The sequence below is a fragment of the Roseburia sp. AF25-13LB genome (assembly GCF_003478915.1).
GTDB lineage: Bacteria > Bacillota > Clostridia > Lachnospirales > Lachnospiraceae > Roseburia_C > Roseburia_C amylophila.
In genome coordinates, this window is sequence record NZ_QUFO01000003.1 from 159,979 (window position 1) to 186,953 (window position 26,975).

Consider the following 26,975-nt stretch of genomic DNA (forward strand, 5'->3'; position numbering starts at 1 on the left):
ACAATGAGATGGAGACGAAAACAGTGAAAATGAAAAGAAAACAGATTGGTATGCTGGTATTTATTGCGATTATCGTGATACTTATGGTCGTAACAAGCCAGACACCTGGAACAATTGCTGATGCTGACAGCTATCAGTGTAAAGCTTATGCGACAATTTTATCATTGCTTCCGCCGGTTATTGCAATCGGACTGGCACTGATTACCAAGGAAGTATATACCTCACTTCTGGCAGGAATTATTGCAGGAGGTTTGCTGTATTCCAACTTCAACCTTGAGTTGATGATAAATACCATTTTCTTCCAAGAAGAGGGCGGTATGGTATACAAGCTTGCGAATGCATGGAATGTGGGAATTTTAGTATTCCTTGTCATGCTTGGCATTTTGGTATCCCTTCTTAACCGTGCAGGTGGTTCTGCCGCATTTGGAAAGTGGGCATCCCGGCATATTAAAACCAGAATCGGAGCGCAGATTTCCGTTATGATTCTTGGTGTATTGATTTTCGTGGATGATTATTTTAACTGTCTGACCGTAGGAAGTGTAATGCGTCCGGTTACAGACCGGCACAAGGTGTCCCGTGCAAAATTATCTTATATTATTGATGCAACGGCAGCACCGGTATGTATCATCGCACCAATCAGTTCCTGGGCAGCAGCAGTTACTTCTTCTGTTCCGGCAGATTCCGGAATCAATGGATTTGCGGTATTTATCCAGACAATTCCATATAACTTATATGCATTGCTGACATTGGTAATGTTAATTGGAATTACTCTTTTGCGCGTGGATTTCGGACCGATGAAAACCCATGAAATGAATGCAATCAAAGGTGATTTGTTTACCACACCGGGAAGACCGTATGAAGATAATGAAGAGGAAGTTGTAAAAGAAAACTCTCACGTACTGGATTTGATTCTTCCGGTAGCTGTGTTGATTGTAAGCTGTATCGTAGCCATGATTTATACCGGTGGCTTCTTCAGCGGAACTTCCTTTGTAGAGGCATTCTCTGGCTGTGATGCTTCCGTCGGACTGGTTCTTGGTGGTGCAGTAACACTGGTATTTACTTTTATCTATTACATGATGCGTGATGTTTTATCCTTTAAGGAATTTACCGAATGTATTCCAGAAGGATTTAAGGCAATGATTGCTCCGATTCTGATTCTGACTATGGCATGGACCTTATCCGGAATGACCAATCTCTTGGGAGCAAAAGTATTCGTGGCTGATCTGGTAGCAAATTCAGCAAATGCAATGCAGGGCTTCCTGCCAATGATTATCTTCCTGGTAGCAGCGTTCCTGGCATTTGCAACCGGAACCTCCTGGGGAACTTTCAGCATTCTGATTCCGATTGTCCTTGGTGTATTCCCAAGTGGACAGATGATGGTAATCTCCATTGCGTCCTGTCTGGCAGGAGCTGTTTGTGGAGACCATTGCTCACCGATTTCAGATACCACAATTATGGCATCTGCCGGTGGTCACTGTGAGCATGTCAACCATGTAGCAACCCAGCTTCCGTATGCATTGACTGTTGCGGTTGTCTGCTTATTAGGCTATTTCCTGATTGGTATCCTGCAGGCAGTCGGACTGGCAGGAATTTCATGGCTGGCACTTCCGGTTTGTATCGTGGTATTAATTGGTGTATTATTCGTAATTCGTTCCAGAACAGGACGGGAAGAAATTTAAAAGATAAAAAAGATAATGCGGGATACGGAATTGGTGTCCCGCATTTTTGTACAATAGAATCTATAATAAAAATAATTTGAAAATTTGAAACAAAAGAAACATAAAATAACAGAAAAGAGGAAAGAAAATGTTTTGTACAAAATGTGGAAATGCATTACCGGTAAATGCAAAATTCTGTACCAAATGCGGAACGAAAGTAGAAGCTTTTCAGCCGGGAGCAATCCAGCCAAATCCGACACCGCAGAAAGCACCGGTAAATCAACCGACTCCGGTACCGCAGAGAAACTCAGTACCGCAACAGGCACCGACACAGCAGCAGACCCCGGTAAGACAGGCAAGCCCGGCACCACATCCACAACAAAAAAAGAATGAGAATGAGAAAGTAACAAAAACAAAGAACAGTGAAAAAATATCAAATAAAAATAAGAATGAAACTGAGAAGAAATCCGGCTCCGGTGCCATGGTATATTTATTAATCGGTGCAGCAGTTCTTCTTATTATTCTGATTGCAATTATAGTATTGTTATTTATCAAGGGCAATCAGCCGGCAAAGCAGGATGATATTACCGATAAGCCGGTGGTTACAACGGAGCAGACCACAGAGACGGAAATGTCTACAGAGCAGACAGATAGGAAAGGTGTAAGCGGACAGCAGGAAGCATCTGAGAAAACTTCCGAAGTAATAAATAAAGAAGATACAACCGGAAATGAGGACATGGGAACAGACGGAGCAGTTGGAGAAGAGGAAGCAGAATATATTCTTCCGGAGAGTGCCAGCCGATTATTAACGGAAGCTGATTTGGAGAATCTGACCCAGGAGGACCTTCGGATTGCCAGAAATGAAATCTATGCAAGACATGGAAGAAAATTCTTAGATGAAGGACTGCAGGAATATTTCGATGGAAAATCCTGGTACAACGGAACCATTGAACCGGACGATTTCAAAGAAGATATGTTATCGGAAATAGAGAGAACCAATGAGGATACCATCGTGAACTATGAGACGAAGATGGGCTATCGTTAGAAATAACATTCAATGAAACAGGAAAAGGGGTAGAACAGATATGCCATGTACAACTATTTTAGTAGGGAAAAAAGCTTCTTATAATGGAGCAACCATAATTGCACGAAATGATGATTCCGGTGCCGGACATTTTACACCTAAGAAATATGTGGTAATTCATCCGGAAGAACAGCCGACAATCTATCAGTCGGTATTATCTCATGTGAAAATAGAATTGCCGGAGCATCCGATGCGTTACACGGCAATGCCGAATGCGGTAGAAGGGGAAGGTGTCTGGGCTGCCTGCGGTGTCAATGAGGCGAAGATTGCCATGACTGCAACAGAGACCATAACTTCCAATCCCCGCGTCTTAGGAGCAGATCCTCTGGTGACCTACCATCCGGCAGAAAATGGCAGGGAAGAGATTATCGGCGGCATTGGAGAAGAGGATATTGTATACATTGTGCTTCCGTACATTCACAGTGCAAGAGAGGGTGTCATTCGCCTGGGCAGTTTGTTGGAGCAGTATGGAACCTATGAGATGAATGGAATTGCATTTCAGGATAAGGATGAAATCTGGTGGCTTGAGACCATTGGCGGACATCACTGGATGGCAGGAAGAGTGCCGGATGATGTCTATGTGGTAATGCCAAACCAGCTGGGACTTGACAGCTTTGATTTAGAGGATGCCCTTACTACACAGAAGGACTATATGTGCTCAAAGGATCTGCGGGAATTTATTGAAAAGAATCATCTTGACCTTTCTTTGGATGGAAAGTTAAATCCAAGAGATGCATTTGGTTCCCATGATGATTCCGACCATGTATACAATACACCAAGAGCCTGGTTTATGGAGCGTTATCTCAACCCACATACCTATAAATGGGATGGGGAGCAGGCTGATTATACGCCGGCATCCGATGATATTCCATGGTGCTTAAAACCGGAGAAAAAGGTAACAATCGAAGATGTAAAATATGTCTTGTCCGCACATTTTCAGGGAACACCTTATGACCCATACGGTTCTTATGGAGAGAAATCCATGAAGGGCGCATTCCGTTCTATTGGAGTCAACCGGAATGATTTCCTTTCTGTCATTGAAATGCGGCCGGAGCAGGCAGACATTACCGAAAATACAGGAAGCATTATACAGTGGGTGGCATTTGCATCCAATGCATTTAATGTGCTGGTTCCATTTTATGGTGAAGTGGAGACAACGCCGGAATATGTATCCAATACCACCGGAGAAGTTTCTACAGATAATTTCTACTGGGCAAGCCGTATGATTGCAGCTATGGCAGATGCCTCTTATCACAGATCCCTTTTTCACATCGAACGCTATCAGATGCATGTGATGGCAAAAGGGCGGGAACTGCTGCATACCTATGATGCACTTCTGGCAGAAGAAAAGGACGCAGCAAACAGACAGAAACTGATGCAGCAGGCAAATAATGCGATAGCAGAAATGCTTAAGAAAGAAACACAGGATACTTTGGATAAGGTACTGTTTGAATTAAGCAGCCAGATGAAAAATGCATATTCACGTTCAGATGCGTGACAGAGAAGGGCACAATAGAGAAAAGGAGCGTAAGTGGAATGCAGACAGATTTTCATTTATTATATCCACCGGATTATGACCGGAACAAAGCCGTTCCCATGAAGGATTATAAATTTATCCAGGCATTAAAAATTGATGCTATGGTAATACTGATTAAGGAAAGTTACCGGGGAGTGGCAGACCTTTCACTGGAAAATTTCTTCTCTACAGATGAGCGGGTATTAGAGTATCGTCTGGGCGTAGTAGAAGATCTGGTGGAAAATCCATCACTTTACGAGGCATTTTGCAAGGCAGTATCCATTATTTATAATATCAATGATATGCGAAGAGTATTAAACAGTGATTTTACGACGGATTCAGCCCTGCGTTCGGTGCGATATCTTGAAATGTATCAGGAAATTGTAAATCTGTTTGCGGATGCATTGGAAAAAGCAGAGATTCATTCGGAAGGTATGCAGAATTTCAAAAAAGAAATTCACTCAATCGTAGCAAGCAGCGAGTACCAGAGCCTGAATGAGGAACTTCCGAAAATGGAACTGAACTTCGGGCATATCAAAAGCGTAACCGTAGGTATTAATCTTGATGGCAATTTAAGACCGAAAGAAGCCGGACTGATTTCTGTCAATGAGGAGCAGTTCCATCCAGGAACTATCATGGACCGGCTTTTGAAAAAAGGGAAAAAAGATAAATGGCATCTGATGTCGGCACTCTATCCACTGAGCAGGGTGCTACACAATGATGAACAGGATGCTATAGACTATTCCATGAATGCAGCTTTGCAGACTATTTTTGCAAAGTCGCTGAGGGAGTTTGAACCGCTGGTGCAGAATTATTATCACATTAATACAAATATGTTTATTGCTTTATTGGATGATATCCGTTTTCTGACTGCCGGAGTAAAATTTATCCGTTCCATGAAAGAAAAGGGATTTGCCATGTGCAGACCGAAGAGTGCATCCATGCAGGAGAAACGCTGTGAGTTAAAGCATGTATACAATCCCATGCTGGCAGTGAATTCCGTAGAGGAAACAATTGTGTCTAATTCCTTTGAGCTGGATGAAAAAGGAAGATTCTATCTGATAACCGGCCCAAATCACGGAGGAAAATCTATTTTTGCCTATTCCATCGGAATGGCGCAGGCGTTATTCCAACTGGGGCTGTTTGTTCCGGCAGAAGAGGCGGTAATGAGTCCGGTGTCTGGAATATTTACACATTTTCCATCCTCTGATGAGAATAATTATGGAATGGGCAGACTGGAAAGTGAGTGTGTAAGACTGAGTGAAATCATGAAACAACTGTCAGATACGGATATGCTGTTGATGGATGAATCTTTTTCCAGTACCAGTGGACTTGAGGCAGGCTACATAGCATCAGAGGTGCTGACCGGAATCGGAATTATCGGCTGCTGTGGCCTTTATGTGACCCATATTCATGATTTGACACAACAGCTGGATACCTATAATGAGCATCCGGAGAATAAAGGCAAAATCGATAATCTGGTGGCAATGATGGAAAGTAAAGAAGAGGGTACCCGGAGTTACCGGGTCATCCGGACGACACCGGATGGCTTAAGTTATGCAAGAGATATTGCCAAACGTTATGGTCTGGATTTGGAAGATATTTTAAAAAGATAAAAGAGAAAATCCGTATCTTACTCCTGTTATATACGTATACTATTTGTTGGAAGATTGCAACTAAGATAGCAATTGACTAACAGGGCAGGTGAAAACTACAATAGGAGAAAAGGAGGAATTTCTATGCAGGCATTGTCAAAAGCAACACCAGGTGAAACCTATACCATTCAGTGGATGTTTGGTCAGCCGGAAGTGCTTGATTTCTTGCATAGCCACTCTGTAGATGAGGGGGAACGCATACAGCTCATCCAGAAAATGCGTGACTGTGTAATTATTGGGGCAAAAGACAGCAGATTTGCAATGGGAAATGAAATTGCAGACCGAATACAGGTGTAGGAAAATCGTATAAACGCGGGAAAATATTTTGTGGGTTATCCGCATAAAAAAAGGGAAGCAGTTCCATTGGAACGGCTTCCTTTTTTTGCCATGCATCCGTAAGGAGCTGCCGGATCCTATAGGAGCTACCAAATGTTCATAAGAATCTGTCGGTGGCAGGCCCAGCAGACTGCGGAATCTACTATGCTTCTTTCCAGTAATCCGGAGTTACATCCCTGCCTAAATCTTCTAACAATTTCCGGTCACTTCTTATGGTAGCGCAGGCAACGGTAGTCAGCATATTTCCGGTAATGGTTGCAGATGCACCAGCCTGAAAAGCAGTTTCACCATCGTTGGTAAGCAGCGCACGGCCGGCAGCCAGACGGATATTTGCATCCGGATTGATATAACGGAAGAATGCGATGGTACGCAGAATATCATCTTCACTTAACTGCGGCAGATTTTCTAAAGGAGTTCCCGGGATTGGCATTAAAGCATTGATTGGAATAGAATCAATTCCCAGTTCAGCTAAACTTACTGCCATATCCAGACGGTCTTCCCAGGTTTCGCCCATTCCGATAATACCACCGGAGCAGGCGCACATGCCTTCCGCTTTTACTTTCTTTAAAGTTTCAATTTTCATATCGTAGGTATGGGTGGTGCAGATATTTGGAAAATTCCGGCGTGATGTTTCTATATTATGATGATAGCTGGTAACGCCTGCCTCATGAAGGCGGTGCAGTTGTTCTTCGTCTAAAAATCCCATGGAAGCACATAAATCGATTTTGCATTCCCGATGCATGGATTCAAAGGCGTGAATGGCTTTTTCAAACTCCGGACCGGTCAGTGCTTTTCCCGCAGTTACGATAGAAAATCGGTCAACGCCTTCGCTTTCGTTCATTTTGCAGGCTTTGATGATATCTTCTTCCGGCAGGAAGTCATATACTTCGCAGTTGGTATGGTTATGTGCAGACTGGGCACAATATTTACAGTCTTCCGGACAGCGTCCGCTTCGTCCGTTTATGATAGAACATAAATCTACTTTATCTCCAATTCTTGCAGCACGGATTTTGTCGGCTCCTTCGCATAATTCCTTTAAATCGCAGGTAAGAAAAAAGGATAAATCATCCTCTCTCGTAATGCGTCGTCCGTCAATAATTTCCTGTGCCAGTGTCAGTGCATCCATGGTTTGTCTCCTTTGTATCTGTGTGAATTTTACAGTTCTTTATGATAAACAAAAATCAATAGAATGTCAACCTGCAATAATACATAAGTTGACAATACAAAAACAGGAAAAACTGGTATAATGAAAGATGATGAGATGAAAAAGTAAAGAGAAAGGAATGGCAGATGAAAACATATAGAATCACAGATATTATTGAGGATGAATTCGGCTGTGAAGGACGGCCGGAAGGGGAAGAACCGATGGTTACGATTCTTCTGGTGGATGATACCGGAAAACAGCGCAGCATCCGCATGGCGGATAAGCTGGCTTATGAAAAGAAACTGGATATCGGAGCGGAAATGGAGCTGCCGGAAGAAGAGGTAATGACATTAAACGGAAAAGAATATAAAGTGAAAAAACTGCTTGGAAAGGGGAAAGGCGGCTATTCCTATCTTGTGACGGATGGGGAGAAGGAATATGTCCTGAAACAGATTCACCATGAACCATGCAGTTATTATCAGTTTGATAATAAGTTAGAGGCTGAAAAAAGGGATTATAAACGGCTTATGGAAATTGGAATTACCATGCCAAAGCTGCTTGATATCGATGAAACACAGGAACGCATTTTAAAGGAATACATTCCGGGAGACACTGTCTATCAGCAGGTAGAAAAGGATGCACTGCCGGAAATCTGCCTGCAACAGGTAAAAGAAATGTGCACAAAGTTATATGCTGCACATACAAATATTGATTATTTCCCTACAAATTTTATCCTGTGGCAAAATGTCCTCTATTATGTGGATTATGAGTGCAATGCCTATATGGAAGAATGGAATTTTGAAAACTGGGGAATCAAGTACTGGTCTAAGACAAAAGAATTCTTAGAATATGAACAGACCCATTAATAAAACTTAAGGGATTCTTAGAAATCTAAAATATTCATAAAAGGATTGCCGGGGACAAAATCTTTGTGATACAATAATCCAAAGCATAAAATACAATCCAGATAGCATTTTCTATTATTCCATTCTGGCAGTCTTAAGCGTTATGACATTTCTGTATCTATCTATGCTTTTTATACCATTTATTAAATAAAAAGCAGGAGAAGTTACAGGAAAAGGAGTATGTAGCAGCTTCCTGCAAATCAAAGGAGGAACTACATATGACAAAGAAAGTACCAGCAGCAAACCGCAATTATAAGGATACGATTTTTCGTATGCTTTTTTCAGACAGGGAGTCACTTCTGTCACTCTATAATGCGGTAAACAAACGGAATTATACCAATCCCGATGACTTGGAAATTGTAACATTGGAAAATGCTATTTATATGGGAATGAAAAATGATCTGGCATTTATTTTAGACATGAATCTCTATCTTTATGAACATCAGTCTACAGTAAATCCCAATATTCCTCTTCGGGACTTGTTTTATATTGCAGCGGAATACCAGAAACTCATCGACCGGAAATCGTTATATTCATCTGCAATTCAAAAGATTCCGACTCCCGGCTTTTTTGTTTTTTATAATGGAATAGAGCCGTTAGAGGACTGTTGCATCAGCCGGTTGTCAGATGCTTTTTTACATACCGGAGCAGAACCGGCATTGGAACTGATTGTGACAACATTAAATATCAATGAAGGACATAATTGCGAATTAATGCAGCATTGCCGAAAATTAAAGGAGTATGCGCAGTATGTGACGAAAGTCAGAAAGTATGCAGAGCAGCTTCCGTTGGAGGATGCTGTGGAACGAGCGGTTACAGAATGCATCCGGGAGAATATACTTGCTGATTTCCTGAAAAAGAATCGTGCGGAGGTAGTTGCGATGAGTATTTTCGAATATGATAAAGTGGAAGAAGAAAAGAAACTTCGCAAAGCGGAGTTTGAGGCAGGGGTAGAACAAGGTGAAAAACAGGCATCTGTTAAAGCAGCAACCCGGATGCTCAGGATGGGCAGCTTTTCTTTGGAGCAGATAGCAGAAATTTCAGGATTATCTGTGGATGAAATCAAAGGATTAACAGAATAAATTTATTTAAAAATTAATGATAATATTTTTCAACAGGATAACCGGAACTTGGTTATCTTTATTTTTGTGCTATAATCCCGATTAGACACGACTAACTTGCGTGAAAGAAGGAGAACATGGAAATATGAAAAAGGAAACAAAGAAAACAATTGTTGAGTTTAAGGACGTAGTCCGTACTTATGGGGAAGGAGAAGCACTGCAATATGCAGTCAATCATGTGAACTTTACAATTAACGAGGGAGAATTTGTGGTGATTTTAGGACAGTCAGGAGCAGGAAAATCGACGGTACTAAATATGTTAGGGGGAATGGACCAGCCAACAGAGGGACAGGTTATCATTGATGGAGAAACTGTCTCAGAGATGAATGATAAACAGTTATCGGATTTCCGGGCAGATAAAATAGGATTTATTTTTCAGTTTTACAATCTGCTGCCAGGTCTTACAGCATATGAAAATGTAGCATTGACCAGAAGTATAGTAAAAGATGCAGAAGATCCGGGAAAAATGTTAGAGGCAGTTGGTCTTGCTGATCATAAGAATAAATTTCCAGCGCAGCTATCCGGTGGAGAGCAGCAGCGTGTCTCCATTGCAAGGGCATTATCCAAAAAACCACGGATTATTCTTGGAGATGAACCTACCGGAGCACTGGATTCAGAAACGGGAGTGATCGTATTGCAGCTGTTGCAGAAACGCAGCAGGGAAAATCAGGATACAGTCATTCTGGTAACTCACAACGCAGATATTGCAAAATGTGCAGATAAAGTCATTCGTATGAAAAACGGAAAAATACGTGAAATTGTGGAAAATGAACACCCACTGGATGTAGAGGAGGTGGAGTGGTAATGCTATTTCGCAAAATGCTGCGTGACTACAAGGCCAATTTTGGAGCCTTCTTTTCGGTTTTTCTGCTTGCAGCACTGGCAATGGCACTGTTCTGTACATTTGAAGGCCATGTTTTGTCACAGAAAGTTGCAAGAGAGAATTATCACAAAGAATGTAATCTTTCCGATATCTGGATGTATGGGGAGGGATTTTCCGGGGATGAACTGGATACGGTAAAAGCACTGGATTTTGTAGAAGATGCCCAGCTTCGGATGTCAGTAACAGGAAGTGCACCGGATTGTGATGGCGCACAGGTAGATTTGTATCTGGAGCGGGAAAATCTTGTAGATACACCATATTATATTTCAGGAGAACCTTTTGATCCGACAGATACAGATGGTGTCTGGCTTGCCAATGCATTCGCAAAATTCCGGAACATTAAAGTCGGAGATGATTTTACCATTGAATACAACGGGATTACATTTATCAGAAAGGTAAAGGGCCTGATAGAGAGCGCAGAGTATGAATTCCGTGAGGCAGATGGCGATGCGGATATGTATCTTGAAAATATTGCCATTGCATATATGTCTTATGATGCATTCCCAATCCGTGATTATATAAATCACATGATTGATACAGGAAAAATCACCTGGAAGGATGTTAAGAAAAATACCATTGCTTTAGATGAAAAAGTAGAGCAGTTAAAAGAGGCAGGACTTACAGAAGATGACATTACCCAGGAAATGTTAGGTCAGATGATAGATAAAGTCAGCGACGAAAAGCTTGCCAAAATGATGCCGTATACCCAGATGATTATTGTAACCACCGATGGCGGCGGGCTTGCTCATGAAGAGGTTTTGGCAGAAAGCATCGACCGTGATTATTCAGCCATTGTAGACAGAAAATCCATTCCGGGACTGGTAAGATTAGACAGTGAATTAGAACAACATCAGTCATTTTCCTATTTATTTGTCATTATATTTGTGGGAATCGCAATTTTAGTAATTGCAACATCCATGGGAAGAATGGTAGAACAGCAGCGTACCCAGATAGGAACCATGAATGCCCTTGGTTTGAAACGGCATAAAATCATGCTGCATTATATCAGTTTCAGTCTTGTTGTTTCGGTAGTTGGAGTCGTTCTTGGACTGTTGGCAGGAACTTTGTGGGGAAGCCCGGCAGTCATTGGTATGTTTGCAAACTGGTATATCGTGCCGGGTCTGCATTCGGTATTCCATCCGATGTATTTTATCATTGCAGCAGGCATCGTGGCAGTATGTGTGCTTGCATCCTATATGAGCTGCCGGAAACTGCTTCGTATTAAACCGGCAGAAGCATTGCGGCCGGCAGCACCGAAGAAAGGAAAGAACTGTATTTTTGAAAAATTGCCATTCTGGGAAAAACTTTCTTTTACCAGCCAGTATAATCTCAGGGATATTTCCAGGGCAAAACTGCGCAGCTTTATGTGTGTGATCGGAACAGCAGTAGGCATGCTGCTTATGGTATATGCGGTTGGCTGTAATGAGCTGCTGGGAAGCATGGTGGAAATCAATTTTAACCGTGTGAGTGCAGGCGAATATCAGATTAAATTCTCTGAGGATGCTAAGACGGAAGATGCAGATGCCATGGCGGAGGAACTGGATGGTGAAGTAGTGATGGTAAACCAGATAGAGGTGGCAAAGAAGAAAAATGCTCCATCAGAAGAAAAGAAGAAAGAGACCATCACAGTATTAGAAGGAAAGAATCTCTATAATATACTGGATTTAAATAATCAGGTGGAAAATCTGACGCCGGGAACCGTTGGAATCAGCCGCAAGCTGGCGGAAGACCTTCATGTGGAAAAAGGAGATACCATTTACTGGCATCTTTATAGTAAGAATACCTGGTATGAAGCAGAAGTCGGAACAATTTACCGAAGCCTTGAATCCCAGGGAATCGCATATCTGAGAGAAGACTATGAGAAAACAGGGGCAGAATATACACCGGGATTTCTGATGACGAATGAAGGAGCGGCAGAAGATAAAGCTGACCTTAGTTATGTAACCGGGGTGAACAGTAAAAGTGAGATGCAGGCGGCGTATGAAAACAGCATGTCGGTAATCAATATGATGGTTGTTATGATGGCGGTATTTTCAATACTTATGATAGTTGTGGTATTGTATAATTCCGGAGTCCTTTCCTTTAATGAAAGAGTAAAAGAATTTGCAACATTAAAGGTACTGGGTTTACAATCTTCTAAAATAAGAAAAATACTGAGCATACAGAATCTGTGGCTGAGCATCATCGGAATCCTTATTGGAGCACCGCTTGGAAATGTGTCATTAAATGCAATGATAAATACCAATGGAGAGAATTTCGATTATAATCTGTCACTGGCACCGGTGGATTATATCATAGCCGGTATTCTGGTTATGATAATTTCGATGCTGGTAAGCTTTATGTTCTCAAAACGAATCCGCAGTCTCAATATGGTAGAAACCTTAAAAGGTGTAGAGTAAGCGGAGAATAAGTGGATGAATAAGTGGATGAATAAGTGGATGAATAAGTGGATGAATAGACCTTTTCTTTTCAGAACCCTTGTGGTATTCTGAGAGAAAAGGTCTTTTTATCAGTTTAAGAGGACAAATGAAAAATACAGGAGAGAGAAAAATGCCAGTTTTTGACTTTAGCAATGCACCAGGTGAGAAGAAAACAGAGTCCGTATGCACTTATACAACGTTTCAGTCCAATGAGAAGGAGAAGACGGCGGATGAGCCGATTCTTGTATTAGATAATAAAAAACGTCAGTGGAAACATCATTCCGGAGGAGTGTTTGCAAACCAGAGCCAGCAGACTGCTTTTGAATTTAAAGAGGAAAGCGAGACTTACAGCGCAGATATTTTAAAAATAGATGCACGTTTCGTCAGCTTGATTAAATGGCTGGGAGAAAATCATATCAGTGTGCGCCTTTCCGGAGAAAACCGGGAAGAGGGGTATGCTGTATACAAGATTCGGGAGACAACCTTTGGTGCAGGAACCAAATTGTCGGCAGAGGATGGATTTTTACAGTTTATGATAGAGAGACTTCTTGCCAGCAGTGCACCGACAGAGGAAATGGACGAGGAAGAAGAGGATGAAAATGGAGATGATATGAAGCTGACCAGCTTACAGAGCATTTCCGATTTTATGACTTGCGCCGGCAGAACCATGCCGGATAATATCCGCCTCTGGGCGAGAAGAAACCTTGCAGTAGCACGCTCCCATGAGGTATCACCGGAGGAACGCCGTCATGCCCAGAGAGCATTGTCTATTATGATGAATATCCAGTGGAAGAGCAATTATTTTGAGGCAATTGATCCGGTAGAAGCAAGAAAGATTCTCGATGAAGAGTTATATGGCATGGAGAAAGTAAAACAGCGTATCATGGAAACCATCATTCAGATTAACAGAACCCATACCCTGCCGGCATATGGACTGCTTCTGGTGGGACCGGCAGGAACCGGAAAATCCCAGATAGCCTATGCGGTAGCAAGAATCTTAAAGCTGCCTTGGACAACGCTGGATATGAGTTCCATCAATGACCCGGAGCAGCTGACCGGAAGCTCCCGCATTTATGCCAATGCAAAGCCTGGAATTATCATGGAAGCATTTTCCATGGCAGGAGAATCCAATCTGGTATTTATTATCAATGAGTTAGATAAAGCAGCATCCGGCAAAGGAAACGGAAACCCGGCAGATGTGTTGTTAACCTTGTTAGATAACCTTGGATTTACCGACAACTATATGGAATGTATGGTTCCGACCGTGGGAGTTTATCCGATTGCTACTGCTAACAATAAAGCCGATATCAGTGCACCGATTTTATCCCGTTTTGCAGTAATTGATATCCCGGATTATACATCAGAAGAAAAGAAGATTATCTTCTCCCGGTTTGCACTGCCGAAGGTATTAAAACGAATCGGCCTGCATCAGGGTGAATGTGTTGTAACAGAGGATGGACTGGATGCAATTGTAGAGCAGTTTAAGCATACTTCCGGTATCCGTGATTTAGAACAGGCAGCGGAACATTTAGCAGCCAATGCCCTTTATCAGATCGAAGTAGACCATGTGCCATCCGTAACCTTTGATGCTGAAAATGTGAAGAAGCTGTTCGCGTAAAGGAAAGGAAATCCAATGAAAAAATCTTTAAAAAGCAGAATTGAAAAAGAGTTTGAAGAGGGTAGATTAGAACAGATAGCAGATGATTTGCAGGAATACAGAAAAGAATGTCCGTATGACAGGGATTTATGGTTTTATGAGTGCATTGAGGCAATGAGTATAGGTGATTTGGAACTGGCACAGCAGATTATAGAAAAATGTCTGCGTAACTTCCCTACAAGTTATGAAGCATATTATTATCAGGCTTGTATTTATCAGGAAAAGGGAGAAATATTAGATGCCTTGAAGAATTATATGATAACGGATTTTCTTTGTAATTATTTTAAACTGGAAAAAACAGAAATATATAGGGATACAGAGGAACAGATTAAAATCTTGCAGCCGCAGTTTGAAGCAAGCGTACAGAACACAATTGAAGATGGAAATAATTCAGAACAGGTGGGGAAAATGCTTTCTTTTATTGACCGTTCTACATGCTATTTTGGAAAATATGTGACTGCCCCACGAAATATTAAAGATAATATTATTGGAAAAGAATATTGGGTTGAAGATGATGAACAGCGTTATATAGGAATATATAGGGCACCTATACAACTATATATTGGAGAAGAAAATTTAAGTTTAGTTCGGACACAGGCAGAATTCTTGAAATATAGTAAATGTGGAACATATACTAAAATTGCAGGAAGCACGGAAGAGTATTTACAACCGATTGCAAGTACTGAAAAAAATAATATTCATTTTGTTAAGGAAGATGGTAAAGTGTACAGCATTCCGCAATATGATGCAAGACATTTTAATTATTATAGAGTAAAAAAGGATACTTTAATAAAGTCTAAAAAAAATGCTTATTATGGTTATCCTATACCATTAGGACATAACCCGAAGAGAAGAAAACTAGTTTTAAGTTTTTTTGTGGATGGATTGGCACAGGAAGTGATTAATGGTCCTGATTTTGAAAAACTAATGCCCAATACTTATCGTTTTTTTAAAAAAGGTACAATATGTACAAATGCATTCAGTTGTTCAGAATGGACTTTCCCAAGCCTGGCAACTTATGAAAGTGGATTGAATACATTGCACCATATGATGTTTCATGGGGAAATAGATGGTGAATTGCCAAAAACAGTTCCGACTTTATCACAATATATGAAAAAAGCAGGCTACTATACCTGCAAACTGGATGGTGACTGGAGATGCATTTACTCTTATGGATTCGCCAGAGGTGTAGATCAGTATATTTATCATATACAATCTATGGGAGCGAGAGCAGAACAGGAAATCATGAATGTGATAGAGCATTTAGAAACATTTAAAGAAACAGACCAGTATCTGTGGATGACAGTAGGAGATTTGCATGATGTGGCAGATGGCTGGGATTTATCTTTGGCAGTCCAGAAAAATCTGACATTGGAGGAACGTTCATTAGATGATAAAGGACTTACATCAGTAAAACAGAAGTATAGTCCGAAAAAGAGTATGATGTATAAGAAAACGATACAGTATTTTGATATGCTGTTTGGATTTTTATATTCATACATTCAAAACAATTATAAAGAAAATGAAATGGTAATCAGTCTTTTTGCCGATCATGGACAGGGTTATCTTGTATCACCGGATAAAAATTTTCTCTCAAAGGAAAGAACGAAAGTGGCATTTATGTTTCGGGGCGACGGGGTGAAAGAACAGATAACAGATGAAATGATTTCTACAGCGGATTATGTTCCAATCATGTGTAAACTTGCTGGAATTGAAATGAGTGATGCAAAAATTGATGGGCGATTACCCAAAGCATTCGGAGGAAAAGAAAGAAAATATACAATTACAGAATCGCTGCATCCGGGAGATGTATATACTGCAGTAGCAAATACAAAAGAATATGAGATATATTTTGTAAATTCTGAGGCTACAGATAATGAGGGCAGATTTCATCTGAGAGATTATAAAGTATATGGATTATACCGGGATGGGGAAAAAGTGGAGGATGAAGCTATATTAAAAGAATATGAAAATATTTTTATAGAAAGAATACGGGAACATATTATTTATGAATAGACAACAAGGAGGAATAGCATGCAGGCAATGATTTTGGCGGCAGGAATGGGAAAAAGGTTAAAACATTTAACTGAAAATAATACCAAGTGCATGGTAAAAGTAAATGGAGTTTCCTTGATTGAACGTGCATTAAAAATATTGGATAAGAAACAATTTTCCCGGATAGTGATTGTTGTTGGTTATGAAGGTCAAAAGCTGATTGATTTTATTGCAGAATTAGAAATTAATACTTCTATAGAGTATGTTTGGAATACAGATTATGAAAAGACAAATAATATATATTCATTGTCTCTGGCAAAAAAATATTTGTGCCAGGAAGATACCATATTGCTGGAATCAGATCTTGTTTTTGAAGAAAAAGTCATAGATATGTTACTTGAGGATGAAAGACAATCATTAGCTTTAGTGGATAAATTTGAAAGCTGGATGGATGGAAGCTGTATGGTAATAGATGCAGATGACAGAATTTTGGACTTTATCCCCGGAAAATATTTCGATTTTGCCGAAAAGGAGAAGTATTACAAGACGGTAAATATTTATAAATTAAGCGCTGGATTTTCAGAGAACGTATATGTGCCTTTTTTGGAAGCGTACGAGAAAGCAATGGGAGAAAATGAATATTATGAATCGGTAATTAAATTAATTGCAATGCTGGATACAAATGAAATTCGCGTCAAGAGACTGACCGGGCAGAAGTGGTATGAAATAGATGATATGCAGGATTTAGATATCGCAGAATCCATGTTTGAGACAGATGCCAGAGCACGTTACAGAAAATTAATGTACCGATATGGAGGATTTTGGAGATATCCTCATTTGATAGATTATTGCTATCTTGTAAATCCGTATTTTCCACCCCAAAGAATGAAAATGGAATTGATATCTAGTTTTGAAAAATTACTTACACAGTATCCGTCTGGACAAGAAGTAGATTCCATTATAGCAGCAAATGTATTTGGCGTAAAAAATGAATATATTGTGTTGGGAAATGGAGCAGCAGAATTAATAAAAGCTTTGCTGGATATCCTGCATGGAAAAATGGGGATAATCATGCCAACGTTTCAGGAATATGCAAATAGATATAGTGGCGAAAAAGTGATTTATTACCCGGAAAATAAGGATTTCCATTATGGCGCAGAAGAACTGATGGAGTTTTTTGAAGATAAGGAAATAAGTATTTTGGTATTGATTAATCCGGATAATCCATCGGGCAATTATATTCCGGTAAAAGAAATGATAAAAATTATAAAGTGGTCAGAAAAGAAAAATATAAAGGTGATAGTAGACGAAAGCTTCGTTGATTTTGTGGAGACAGAAGAAATATCAGAATCAGAAAATGTTACTCTTATAGAAGACCGTATTCTGGAAAAATATCCTGATTTGTATGTGATAAAAAGTATATCAAAGTCTTATGGTGTTCCGGGTATACGCTTGGGTATTCTGGCTTCGGCAGATATGAATTTACTCAATAAAGTGAGAAAAGAATTGCCAATTTGGAATATCAATTCCTATGGAGAGTTCTTTATGCAGATCATTAATAAGTATAAAAAGACTTATGCGGAGGCTTTGACTGAATTTAGAAAGGCTAGAAGTCAGATGATAGAACACCTGGCACAAATATCATATCTTCGTATTATTCCAACACAGGCAAATTATGTGATGTGTGAAGTGGTAAAGGGAACAAGTGAGGAACTGTGTGTCCAAATGTTTGAAAAAGGATTTTTAATCAAAGATCTGACTGCAAAAGTGGCAGATGGAAAACAGTATATTCGTCTTGCAATTCGTAAATTTGAGGAAAATGAGAAATTAATTAGAAACTTAAAAATATATACTGAGGGAGAATTAGGATGAGCGGATATTTAATCAAAGATACAACAAAAGAAGAACGTGAGGCAATTGTTGCAGAATCCTTGGGAAATATTTCTGCAACCTGCGATGGATGCAGTGCCGGAATCGTGGAAATGTATCAGGCATATATTGATGGAGAGAAGGAACTCCGGGAGATTAATATGGAATTCAATGCCCGGTATGTAAGCGGCATGGAAGGACCGGAACGCCGGGGATGCCCGATGGAATAAAGGCGGTTTACATAATATAAAGGAGAAGGAAAAATGAGCAAAGAAAAAACAGAATACAGATTTAGCGTGCATGCGGCACCGGCGGTGATTAACCAGGTGATTCAGAATTATCTGACAGCCAACCAGTATGTACAGATACCAAAGCCAAATGCCAATTATTATTTCTTTAATGACCCGTGGATGAAGGGAAAACGTTCTATAGAATATTACATTCATGGAACAGAAGTGATTGTGCTGGCATATATGGGAACTTTTGAGAAACCAAGAGGGCTGGAAGGCTTTGTAGGTGCCATTCCAAAGAAATCTTTCCGGGATGATTTAGAACCGCTGTTTGTAGAACTGCATCGCATTGATATGATGGGTATGGCACCACAGCAGGGAATGCCAATGCAGCAGGGAATGCCAATGCAGCAGGGAGCACCGATGCAGCAGGGCATGCCACCACAGCAGGGGTATATCCCGCCACAGAACAGTGCCAATCAGTTTGTGGAGAAATCCAGAAAGACAAGGGAGAACTGGACGATTGCAGGTTTTGTAATCAGCTTGGTGGGACTGCTGTTATCCTTCTTTGGTATTACATACGGAGCAATTATAATTGTGCTGGAATTCTGGTGTGGATTCCAGGGCTTACAGACGAAGAAAAAAGGACTTGCAATTGCAACCATTGTGCTGGCGGGAATCAGTGTACTGCTTTTAATTCTGTCAATCGTGTATACTGCAAGCCATCCGGTGAGAAGTTACAGATACTATTAAAAGGAAACGTAAAATAAAAGAAGAGAGGTGACGGAGATGAAAATAGCTGTATTACACGGAGCAATTATTAATGCCGGCGATTTTTTGATAAAGAACCGGGCAATTTCATTACTGAAATATTTTTATCCAGACAGTGAAATCGTGGAATATTATCGAAATCAGAGTCTGGAAGAAAAACTTCCAGAAATAAATGCCTGCGATATTTTAGTGTTTGCCGGTGGACCTGGATATTGTAATGGATTTTATCCAAGGATGGCACCAGTTACAGATGATTTAAATAAAATTAAAATCCCAGTTATGCTCCTTGGCATGGGATGGTGGGAACACAATTCAGATGTGGTCAGCCAGTATAGTTATCAATTTGAAGAACCTATGAGGGCACTGTTTCAGAAAGCAATGGAAAAAGGCCTGAAGATGGGATGCAGGGATATTGCAACCGTGAATGTATTGCGCAACAATGGTTACGATAATATAGCGATGACAGGTTGTCCGGCATGGTATGATTTGGAACATATTGGAATTACAAGATATACCGGAAAAGGGCTGACATCCAGTAGAAAAATCTGTATTTCGGATTGCGGAAACATGGCGAATTGGGGTCTGGCAGTAGAATTGACCCAGTTTGTAAGAAGATTCTTTGGAAACTGTGAAATATATTTTGTCTGCCATAGAGGCTTCCCGGATGCAAGGCTTGGAATAGAACCAATTATGAAGGAACTGAATGTGCATTTTATGGATATATCAGGCAGTGATGAAGGATTTAAAGTATATGATGACTGCGATTTGCATATCGGATTTCGTGTACATGCTCATATCTATAACCTTTCCAGAAGAAACCTCTCCATATTACTGGAAGAAGATGCAAGAGGAAGCAGCCTCAATGAAACATTGGGACTGCCTGAGATTAAGACAAAGTATCTTCAGGTAGAAAAAGGAGCATTACAGTACCATATCAATGATAAGATGATTTACCAGGTGGAGGATGCACTTCTTAATCTTGCAGAGAATCATTATTGCAGCATGGAAAATGCATATCGCATGATGAATCAGTATTTTGAAAATATGAAACGTCACATTTTATCCATTAAAGATATTATATAAGAATGAAAATAAAAGAGATAACCCCGGTGTCAGTGATGCCGGGGCTATTTTACGCAAGAAGCTGTTGCAGGCAGGCACTACAGACCGGTAACAGGAGGAAAAAATATTTTCTTAAAATTGCACTAAGTTTTCCAAAGAAACGTCCGATAAATAGATTAGACAGCAGAAATGCGAATCATTTCAAGGAAGAAAGGAGATGCCGTTATGCGTATAGAAGCTTATAACCAGATCGCATCCATATATAAAACAAGTAAGACTGGTAAAGTACAGCAGCCATATGGTGTAAGCACAGGCAGAGATGAAGTGCAGATTTCCCAGTTGGGAAGAGATTACCAGATCGCAAAACAGGCAGTCGCAGAAGCTTCGGATATCAGGGAAGATAAAGTAGCAGAACTGAAAACAAGTGTCCAGTCAGGAAAATATGATGTGGATTCCGGAGATTTTGCAAGTATGTTACTGGCAAAATATAACGAAATGAAGAAGTAAGAAGTGAGGATAAGCCGTGGCTAGTTTGATGGAGGATTTGGCAGATGTACTTCTGCAGGAAGATAAACAATATCAGGAGTTGATTGTTCTTTCAAAAGAGAAGACAGATGTACTGGTTGCCGGAAATGTAAAGAGATTGGAAGAAATTACTGCAATGGAGCAGGAAATGACAGATGTGCTTCATGGATATGAAGTGCGCCGCAGAACCATCTTACAGGATATGGCAGATGTACTGGGTAAACCAAAGGATGATTTTACCATTGAGACCATGATACAGATACTGGAATCACAGCCAAAAGAACAAAGCCGCCTTATTTCACTTCGGGATAAACTTCACAGGACGTTAAAGGAAATGGCACAGCTAAACACACAGAATCAGGCACTGATTAAACAGTCCTTAGAGATGGTGGAGTTTGACCTGACCTTGTTTAAGAGCCTGCGGCAGGCACCGGAAACGGCAAATTATAACAAATCTGCATACAATACCGGAGATTTGTTAGGAAGCAGTGCTTTTGACACGAAACAGTAGGCAGGAGGAAAAGTACCATGGCAAATGGAATGGGAAGTTTATATATTGGTTCTTCTGGACTTCGAACAAGCCAGAATGCCTTGAATACGACAGCAAATAACCTTGCGAATGTTGACACAACCGGATATGTGCGCCAGCAGGTCATTCAGGCGGACCGCCATTACAATACATTTGATAAAAATGCAGCAATCAGTAATCAGCAGTCCGGACTTGGTGTAAGTATTGCAGATGTCATTCATTCAAGAGATATATTTTTAGATAAATCATATCGTACAGAGACTGGAAGACAGTCTTTTTATTCCGCATGCTACTCTGCGACAAATGAAATTTATACTTATTTTCAGGAGCTGGAGGGAGAAGCATTCCAGGATAGTATCTCGTCTTTATATACTGCATTTGAAGAGTTCTCCAAAGATCCTTCTGATTCGGTAAACCAGAACCTTGTAATGCAGAAATCGAGTCTGTTTATCAGCCGGGCGAAAGCCGTTTACACAAGTTTACAGAACTATCAGAATAATTTAAATACAAAAATTTCCAAAGATATTGACCGGATTAATGAACTGGGAAAGAAAATCTATGATTTAAACGAAAACATTGTAAAAATCGAGGCTGGTGGAGTCGAGACTGCAATGGAATTAAGGGACCAGCGGGATAACGCACTGGACGAACTGGCAGGTCTGGTTCATATCGACTATGATGAAAAATACGATGGAACTGTATTTGTTTCAATAGAAGGTGTTGATTTCGTAAATCGTGCCCAGGTATATGAGATGGGAAAAAGCGTAGATGATGAGACCGGTTATATTACACCATACTGGCCGCAGATGTCAGATACGAATCGTGGACAGACAGCCGATGTATTTAACTTTAATGTAGATATTTCGTCTGCTTATAACACTGACATCGGAGAATTGAAGGCACTGGTAATGCAGCGTGGAAATTATGTGGCAGATTACCGTGATATAGAAGGAAAATCCCGTCAGGAATATAATGATGGTGCAGGAATGTCTGTAATGCTTTCTACAGAAGCAGAATTAGACCAGCTGGTACATAAACTGGTTACAGCAATCAATGATATCTTCTGTCCGAATGTAGAATATGCCGGCACAGATTTAACCGGAACAACAGCAGATGGAAATGCGTTTACCATTACACAGGGGATGAAAGTTTTAGATACAGATAACTGCGCAGTAGGAAGTGATGGAAAGCTTCCGCCACAGGAGCTATTTTCCAGGGTAGGAACGGATCGCTATACAGAGGTGAATGTAACGGATGCGGCTGGAAATACCAGGACATACTATGTATACAATGAGGAAAGTGCAACAGATATTTCTAAAATGTATACCTTGTCCAGCCTTAAGGTAAATGATGAAATTATCAGCCAGCCATCTTACATCCCGCATCTGACACAGGATAGTAATAATAAACAGGTAGCGCAGCAGCTTGGTACCGCATTTACAGAGATGTGGAAGAAGAGTGAGATTTCTTTGAATCCAAATGCTACCAGTAAATGTACCTTTATGGAATATTATGCACAGATGATTGGTGAAACAGGAACAGCAGGTTCTGTTTACAATACCATGTCAGAGACACTGAATAACACGGTAAATACCGTTGATAATAAGCGTCAGCAGGTAATCGGAGTTTCTTCTGACGAGGAACTGACCAGTATGATTCAGTTCCAGAATGCTTACAATGCAGCCAGCCGTTTTATGAATGTGGTAAGTGACATGATAGAGACATTAATTAACGGATTGTAATATAGAAGAGGTGGGAATATGCCGTCACAATTTTTTGGATTAAATATAGCAGCATCTGCATTAAATGCATTTCAGGCATCTGTAAATACTGCTGCCAATAACGTATCTAATGTACAGACCAAGGGTTACAGTAAACAGGTAACGAATAAAGAAGCCGGTGAAGGAATGCGTGTCAATGCAAAATACGGAACCACCGGAACCGGAGTAAATGCGGTTTCTGTCACACAGCTCCGGGACAGCTATTATGACACGAAATACTGGAATAATAATGGAAACCTTGGATTGTATCAGAAACGTCTTTACTATATGGAACAGATTCAGACATATTTTACAGATGATGATACGGAAAAGGGTTTTTCCACATTGTTAAAAACCATGTTTAACAATCTGGATACCACACAGCATACGAACTTTGATGAAAATGTAAGAAAGCAGTTTATCGGAAGTGCCCAGAGTCTTGCTACCTATTTTAACGGAGTTGCTACGAACCTTCAGGAATTACAGGGAACCTTAAACAATGAGATTAAGTCTACTGTAGATAATGTAAACTCCATTGCGGAGAAAATTGCATTGATTAATAAGCAGATTAATCAGGTGGAAATTAATGGTGGACATGCCAATGAGCTGAGAGATAAGAGAGCACTTTTGGTGGATGAACTTTCCGCAATTGTTCCGGTTGAAATATCAGAAGTGCCGATTACCAACAGTAACTATCCGGATATGGATCTTGGAATTAATAAATACACCGTGAAAATTAATGGACAGACCATGGTGGACGGATACGATTACCGTACCCTCTCTTATGAAGCGAGAGAGCAGAAGATTAACCAGACTGATATTGATGGATTGTACGACCTGACCTGGTCAGATACCGGAGTAAAATTCAATGCAGCCAGTGCATCCATGGGTGGAAGCTTAAGAGCTTTGTTTGAAATGCGGGATGGAAATAATGCAGAAAACTTTACCGGTAAAATAGGAACAGAAGCCGGAAGTATCCAGAATACTGTGGTAGATGGAAGAACTGTAACACAGATTACCGTAAAGAATCCATCTATGACGGATGTAGAGAAATTATCCATTGCAGAACAGGGAATCATAACAGTATTAAACAATGATTATCTTTATTCCGATTTTACCATGAATGCAGATGGAAGTTATACTTTTACATTAAAGCAGGAGTTAAATGCATCCCAGAGAAGCAAGTTCTTAGGAGAAAGTGTCAGCATTGGAAAGAGTGTGGATGCCATGGGAATCCCGTACTATATGTCCCAGATGAACCAGTTCTTAAGGAGCTTTACCAAAGCATTTAATGATATTGAGCGGGGAGATGCAAATGATCCTGCAGTAGATTTAAATGGAAAAGAAATGGGAAGCTTCTTTGTAGGAAAGAGAGCTTTAGGCGGAGAATATGATTTTACAGATACACAGATATCCTCCGGTTCCAATACCTATTATCAGCTGACAGCATTAAACTTTGCTGTAAATTCAGAGTCCATAACAGACCCGGGAAGATTTGCAGCAGTAACCAGGTCAGAGTACACCGATGGTGTGGATAAATATACATTGCTGGATAGCTTGAAGAAATTAGAGAGTGACACCAAGCTTTACCGTGGAACGGGGGCAGATGCTTTCTTACAGTGTCTGCTTTCGGATATTTCTGTAGATACAGAAGAAGCGGAGCTTTTCAGCAAGAATTATTCCAATATAGAGTCGACTATCGATATGCAGAGACAGTCTGTATCCGGTGTAGATGAAGATGAAGAAGCACTGGACTTAGTAAAATTCCAGAATGCATACAATCTGGCATCCAAGATGGTTTCTGTTATGGCAGAGATGTATGACAGATTAATCTTAGAGACCGGAGTATAAGGAGGTTTGTTAGAATGAGAGTAACCAATAACATGATCATGAGCAATACCAAAATAAATATCAATGGAAATAAGACCAATGTGAATACATTGAATAATCAGATGACATCACAGAAGAAAATCAGCAGGCCATCTGATGACCCGGTTATTGCTATCCGTGCACTTCGGCTGCGCAGCAGTTTAAGCCAGATTAATCAGTATTATAAAAAAAATATTCCGGATGCAGAGGCGTGGTTAGATGTTACCGAAACCTCTCTTACTAACATGAAAAAGCTGCTGACTACCATTCACACCCAGTGTGATGCAGGAGCCAATGGAACACCGACGGAAGAAGACCGTAAGACTATTTTAAAGCAGTTACAGTCCTTAAGTGACCAGATTTATTCTGAAGGTGATGCAGATTATGCAGGAAGAACAGTATTTACCGGTTATAAGACGAATTCAACCTTGACATTTCAGGCAGACAGCAAAGAGACATATAATATCAGCGAGTATTTATCCGCAGATAAAATAGAAGAATATAATTATTCCTATGGAAATGTTAAGACGCCGACAGCTGCAGACGTAGCTGCAAAGACAGCACCGGGTACACCGGAGAATACTACACTGCACAGATTGCGCCTTTCCTATGACAATATTACCGATATTACTGGTGGAAAAATCAGTTACAGTTATACAGACACAGCAACCGGACAGATGACCACGAAAGAGCTGAATGTTACCACTGTTACCACCAGTGATTTAGAAGCGTCTTCTTATGCAATAGCAGATAATGACATCGTATTTAATAAAGACACCGGTGAATTCCTGATGGGAAAAACGCTGGCATCAAATCTGAAATCATTCGGAGCAACGGTTTCTGTAAATTATGATAAGACCGGATTTTCCAAAGGAGAATTACGACCGGAGAATTATTTTGACTGTACCAATAATACAGATGCAGCTAATCCAATCCAATATACTAATTTTGAAAATGGAAAGAGAGTCCGGCAGGATATTGAATATACCATTGCATCGAATCAGACGCTGGTGGTAAATACACAGGCAAGCACAGTGTTCAATTCTGATATCGCAAGAGATTTAGATAATCTTACTTCCATTGTGCAGTCAGCAATTGACGCACATAGTGTAGTGGACAACATTAAGGAAATGAAAGGCTTAAGCCAGTATTCCTCAAAGGACGACCAGGAATATTTGGAAAGCTGTCTGGCTGCTGCCCAGAAACAGGCAGATTATGCAGATCATCAGCTGCAGACAGTGTTTAACAGGGGACTGACAAAATTCGAAGGCTATATGTCAGATGTAAACCTTGCAATCACGGATGTGGGAAGCAAGGGACAGCAGCTTGATATTACAAAGAACCGCATGTCTAATCAGCAGCAGACGGTAGAGGCACTAAAATCAGACAATGAGGATAAGGATTTGTCAGATATTATCATTGACTATACTTCTTCCTATACTGCATATCAGGCATCTTTACAGGCGGCCGCTAAATTAGAAAGACAGACTTTACTGGATTATCTGTAAGAAAGGAGAAACTGGCATGAAAGCAGCAACAAGATTGTTTGGGGAAATAGAAATTGACGAAAGCAAAATCATAACATTTGAGGACGGAATCATTGGATTTCCGGATATGAAGAAGTTTACCTTAATCTTCGATGAAGAAAAAGAGGGCAGACCATCCATTTCCTGGTTACAGTCCATGGACGAGCCAGAGATAGCATTTCCGGTAATGGATCCGCTGTTCGTTTGTGAAACATATAATCCAAGTGTGGAAGATGAATTGTTAAAGAACCTTGGAACCATAAAAGAGGATAACCTTTATGTACTGGTAACAGTTACCGTGCCACAGAATATCAAAGAACTTGCAGTGAACTTAAAAGCACCGATTGTAATTAATACAGACACAAGAAAAGCGAGTCAGATAATCGTAGAGGATGACCTGCCGGTAAGATACAGAATTTATGAAATTTTAGAAGAAGCAAAGAAGAAGGCAGGTGAATAA

Annotated in this window: 22 protein-coding genes; 21 read left to right on the plus strand and 1 reads right to left on the minus strand. The window is 40.4% G+C overall.

Going from position 1 to position 26,975, the window contains the following annotated elements; all coding sequences use genetic code 11:
* Window positions 1–29: 29 nt before the first annotated feature.
* The 5 genes from DWY37_RS06035 (at window position 30) to DWY37_RS06055 (ending at window position 6,210) form a co-directional block, all read left to right on the plus strand.
* On the plus strand, window positions 30–1,679 hold the full coding sequence (locus tag DWY37_RS06035) for a Na+/H+ antiporter NhaC family protein (RefSeq protein ID WP_118544431.1): 1,650 nt from the start codon (window positions 30–32) through the stop codon (window positions 1,677–1,679).
* A gap of 127 nt (window positions 1,680–1,806) precedes the next feature.
* The gene (locus DWY37_RS06040; protein ID WP_118088298.1) at window positions 1,807–2,703 is read left to right on the plus strand and encodes a YARHG domain-containing protein; all 897 of its coding nucleotides are present in this window, start codon (window positions 1,807–1,809) and stop codon (window positions 2,701–2,703) included.
* 40 nt (window positions 2,704–2,743) lie between these two features.
* Window positions 2,744–4,240: a C69 family dipeptidase gene (locus DWY37_RS06045; protein WP_118541034.1), complete on the plus strand. Its 1,497-nt coding sequence runs from the start codon at window positions 2,744–2,746 to the stop codon at window positions 4,238–4,240.
* Between the two features lie 38 nt (window positions 4,241–4,278).
* Window positions 4,279–5,874, plus strand: a complete 1,596-nt coding sequence (locus tag DWY37_RS06050) for a MutS-related protein (RefSeq protein WP_118541036.1) — start codon at window positions 4,279–4,281, stop codon at window positions 5,872–5,874.
* A gap of 123 nt (window positions 5,875–5,997) precedes the next feature.
* Window positions 5,998–6,210 carry a FeoA family protein gene (locus DWY37_RS06055; protein WP_022244126.1) on the plus strand — a complete coding sequence of 71 codons (213 nt, stop codon included), beginning with the start codon at window positions 5,998–6,000 and terminating at the stop codon, window positions 6,208–6,210.
* A 181-nt stretch (window positions 6,211–6,391) separates the two neighbouring features.
* Here the strand turns inward: DWY37_RS06055 and bioB are convergent, their stop codons facing one another.
* Window positions 6,392–7,375 carry a biotin synthase BioB gene (bioB, locus tag DWY37_RS06060; RefSeq protein ID WP_022244125.1) on the minus strand — a complete coding sequence of 328 codons (984 nt, stop codon included), beginning with the start codon at window positions 7,373–7,375 and terminating at the stop codon, window positions 6,392–6,394.
* A 164-nt stretch (window positions 7,376–7,539) separates the two neighbouring features.
* Here bioB and DWY37_RS06070 point away from each other — a divergent pair, with 164 nt between their 5' ends.
* The 16 genes from DWY37_RS06070 (at window position 7,540) to fliW (ending at window position 26,975) form a co-directional block, all read left to right on the plus strand.
* Entirely contained in the window at window positions 7,540–8,259 is a 720-nt protein-coding gene (locus DWY37_RS06070) for a hypothetical protein (protein ID WP_330417558.1), read from the plus strand.
* 257 nt (window positions 8,260–8,516) lie between these two features.
* Window positions 8,517–9,380, plus strand: coding sequence for a hypothetical protein (locus DWY37_RS06075; RefSeq protein WP_118541038.1), 864 nt, complete (start codon window positions 8,517–8,519; stop codon window positions 9,378–9,380).
* A gap of 124 nt (window positions 9,381–9,504) precedes the next feature.
* A complete protein-coding gene (locus tag DWY37_RS06080; RefSeq protein WP_118541040.1) occupies window positions 9,505–10,224 on the plus strand; it encodes an ABC transporter ATP-binding protein in 720 nt (239 codons plus the stop codon).
* Window positions 10,224–12,701: an ABC transporter permease gene (locus DWY37_RS06085; RefSeq protein WP_118541042.1), complete on the plus strand. Its 2,478-nt coding sequence runs from the start codon at window positions 10,224–10,226 to the stop codon at window positions 12,699–12,701. The genes DWY37_RS06080 and DWY37_RS06085 overlap by 1 nt, the downstream gene beginning before the upstream one ends.
* Before the next feature lie 151 nt (window positions 12,702–12,852).
* Window positions 12,853–14,340 carry an AAA family ATPase gene (locus DWY37_RS06090; RefSeq protein WP_118541070.1) on the plus strand — a complete coding sequence of 496 codons (1,488 nt, stop codon included), beginning with the start codon at window positions 12,853–12,855 and terminating at the stop codon, window positions 14,338–14,340.
* Window positions 14,341–14,355: 15 nt separating this feature from the next.
* Entirely contained in the window at window positions 14,356–16,395 is a 2,040-nt protein-coding gene (locus DWY37_RS06095) for a sulfatase-like hydrolase/transferase (protein WP_118541044.1), read from the plus strand.
* An 18-nt stretch (window positions 16,396–16,413) separates the two neighbouring features.
* Window positions 16,414–18,246, plus strand: a complete 1,833-nt coding sequence (locus DWY37_RS06100) for an aminotransferase class I/II-fold pyridoxal phosphate-dependent enzyme (protein ID WP_118544419.1) — start codon at window positions 16,414–16,416, stop codon at window positions 18,244–18,246.
* The gene (locus DWY37_RS06105; protein WP_022244117.1) at window positions 18,243–18,473 is read left to right on the plus strand and encodes a hypothetical protein; all 231 of its coding nucleotides are present in this window, start codon (window positions 18,243–18,245) and stop codon (window positions 18,471–18,473) included. Before DWY37_RS06100 ends, DWY37_RS06105 begins: the two co-directional genes overlap by 4 nt.
* Window positions 18,474–18,506: 33 nt before the next feature.
* Window positions 18,507–19,226, plus strand: coding sequence for a DUF4190 domain-containing protein (locus DWY37_RS06110; protein WP_118541046.1), 720 nt, complete (start codon window positions 18,507–18,509; stop codon window positions 19,224–19,226).
* A gap of 36 nt (window positions 19,227–19,262) precedes the next feature.
* Complete coding sequence (locus DWY37_RS06115) at window positions 19,263–20,327, plus strand: polysaccharide pyruvyl transferase family protein (RefSeq protein WP_117841952.1); 1,065 nt, start codon at window positions 19,263–19,265, stop codon at window positions 20,325–20,327.
* A gap of 204 nt (window positions 20,328–20,531) precedes the next feature.
* A complete protein-coding gene (gene flgM / locus DWY37_RS06120; protein WP_117841495.1) occupies window positions 20,532–20,813 on the plus strand; it encodes a flagellar biosynthesis anti-sigma factor FlgM in 282 nt (93 codons plus the stop codon).
* 16 nt (window positions 20,814–20,829) lie between these two features.
* The gene (locus tag DWY37_RS06125; protein ID WP_243006614.1) at window positions 20,830–21,342 is read left to right on the plus strand and encodes a flagellar protein FlgN; all 513 of its coding nucleotides are present in this window, start codon (window positions 20,830–20,832) and stop codon (window positions 21,340–21,342) included.
* 17 nt (window positions 21,343–21,359) lie between these two features.
* On the plus strand, window positions 21,360–23,102 hold the full coding sequence (flgK, locus tag DWY37_RS06130; protein WP_117841494.1) for a flagellar hook-associated protein FlgK: 1,743 nt from the start codon (window positions 21,360–21,362) through the stop codon (window positions 23,100–23,102).
* Window positions 23,103–23,120: 18 nt separating this feature from the next.
* Entirely contained in the window at window positions 23,121–24,971 is a 1,851-nt protein-coding gene (gene flgK / locus DWY37_RS06135) for a flagellar hook-associated protein FlgK (RefSeq protein ID WP_117946007.1), read from the plus strand.
* A gap of 14 nt (window positions 24,972–24,985) precedes the next feature.
* Window positions 24,986–26,497, plus strand: coding sequence for a flagellin N-terminal helical domain-containing protein (locus tag DWY37_RS06140; RefSeq protein ID WP_118541048.1), 1,512 nt, complete (start codon window positions 24,986–24,988; stop codon window positions 26,495–26,497).
* Window positions 26,498–26,513: 16 nt separating this feature from the next.
* Window positions 26,514–26,975 (plus strand): flagellar assembly protein FliW, encoded by a 462-nt coding sequence (fliW, locus tag DWY37_RS06145; protein WP_117841491.1) that lies wholly within the window; start codon window positions 26,514–26,516, stop codon window positions 26,973–26,975.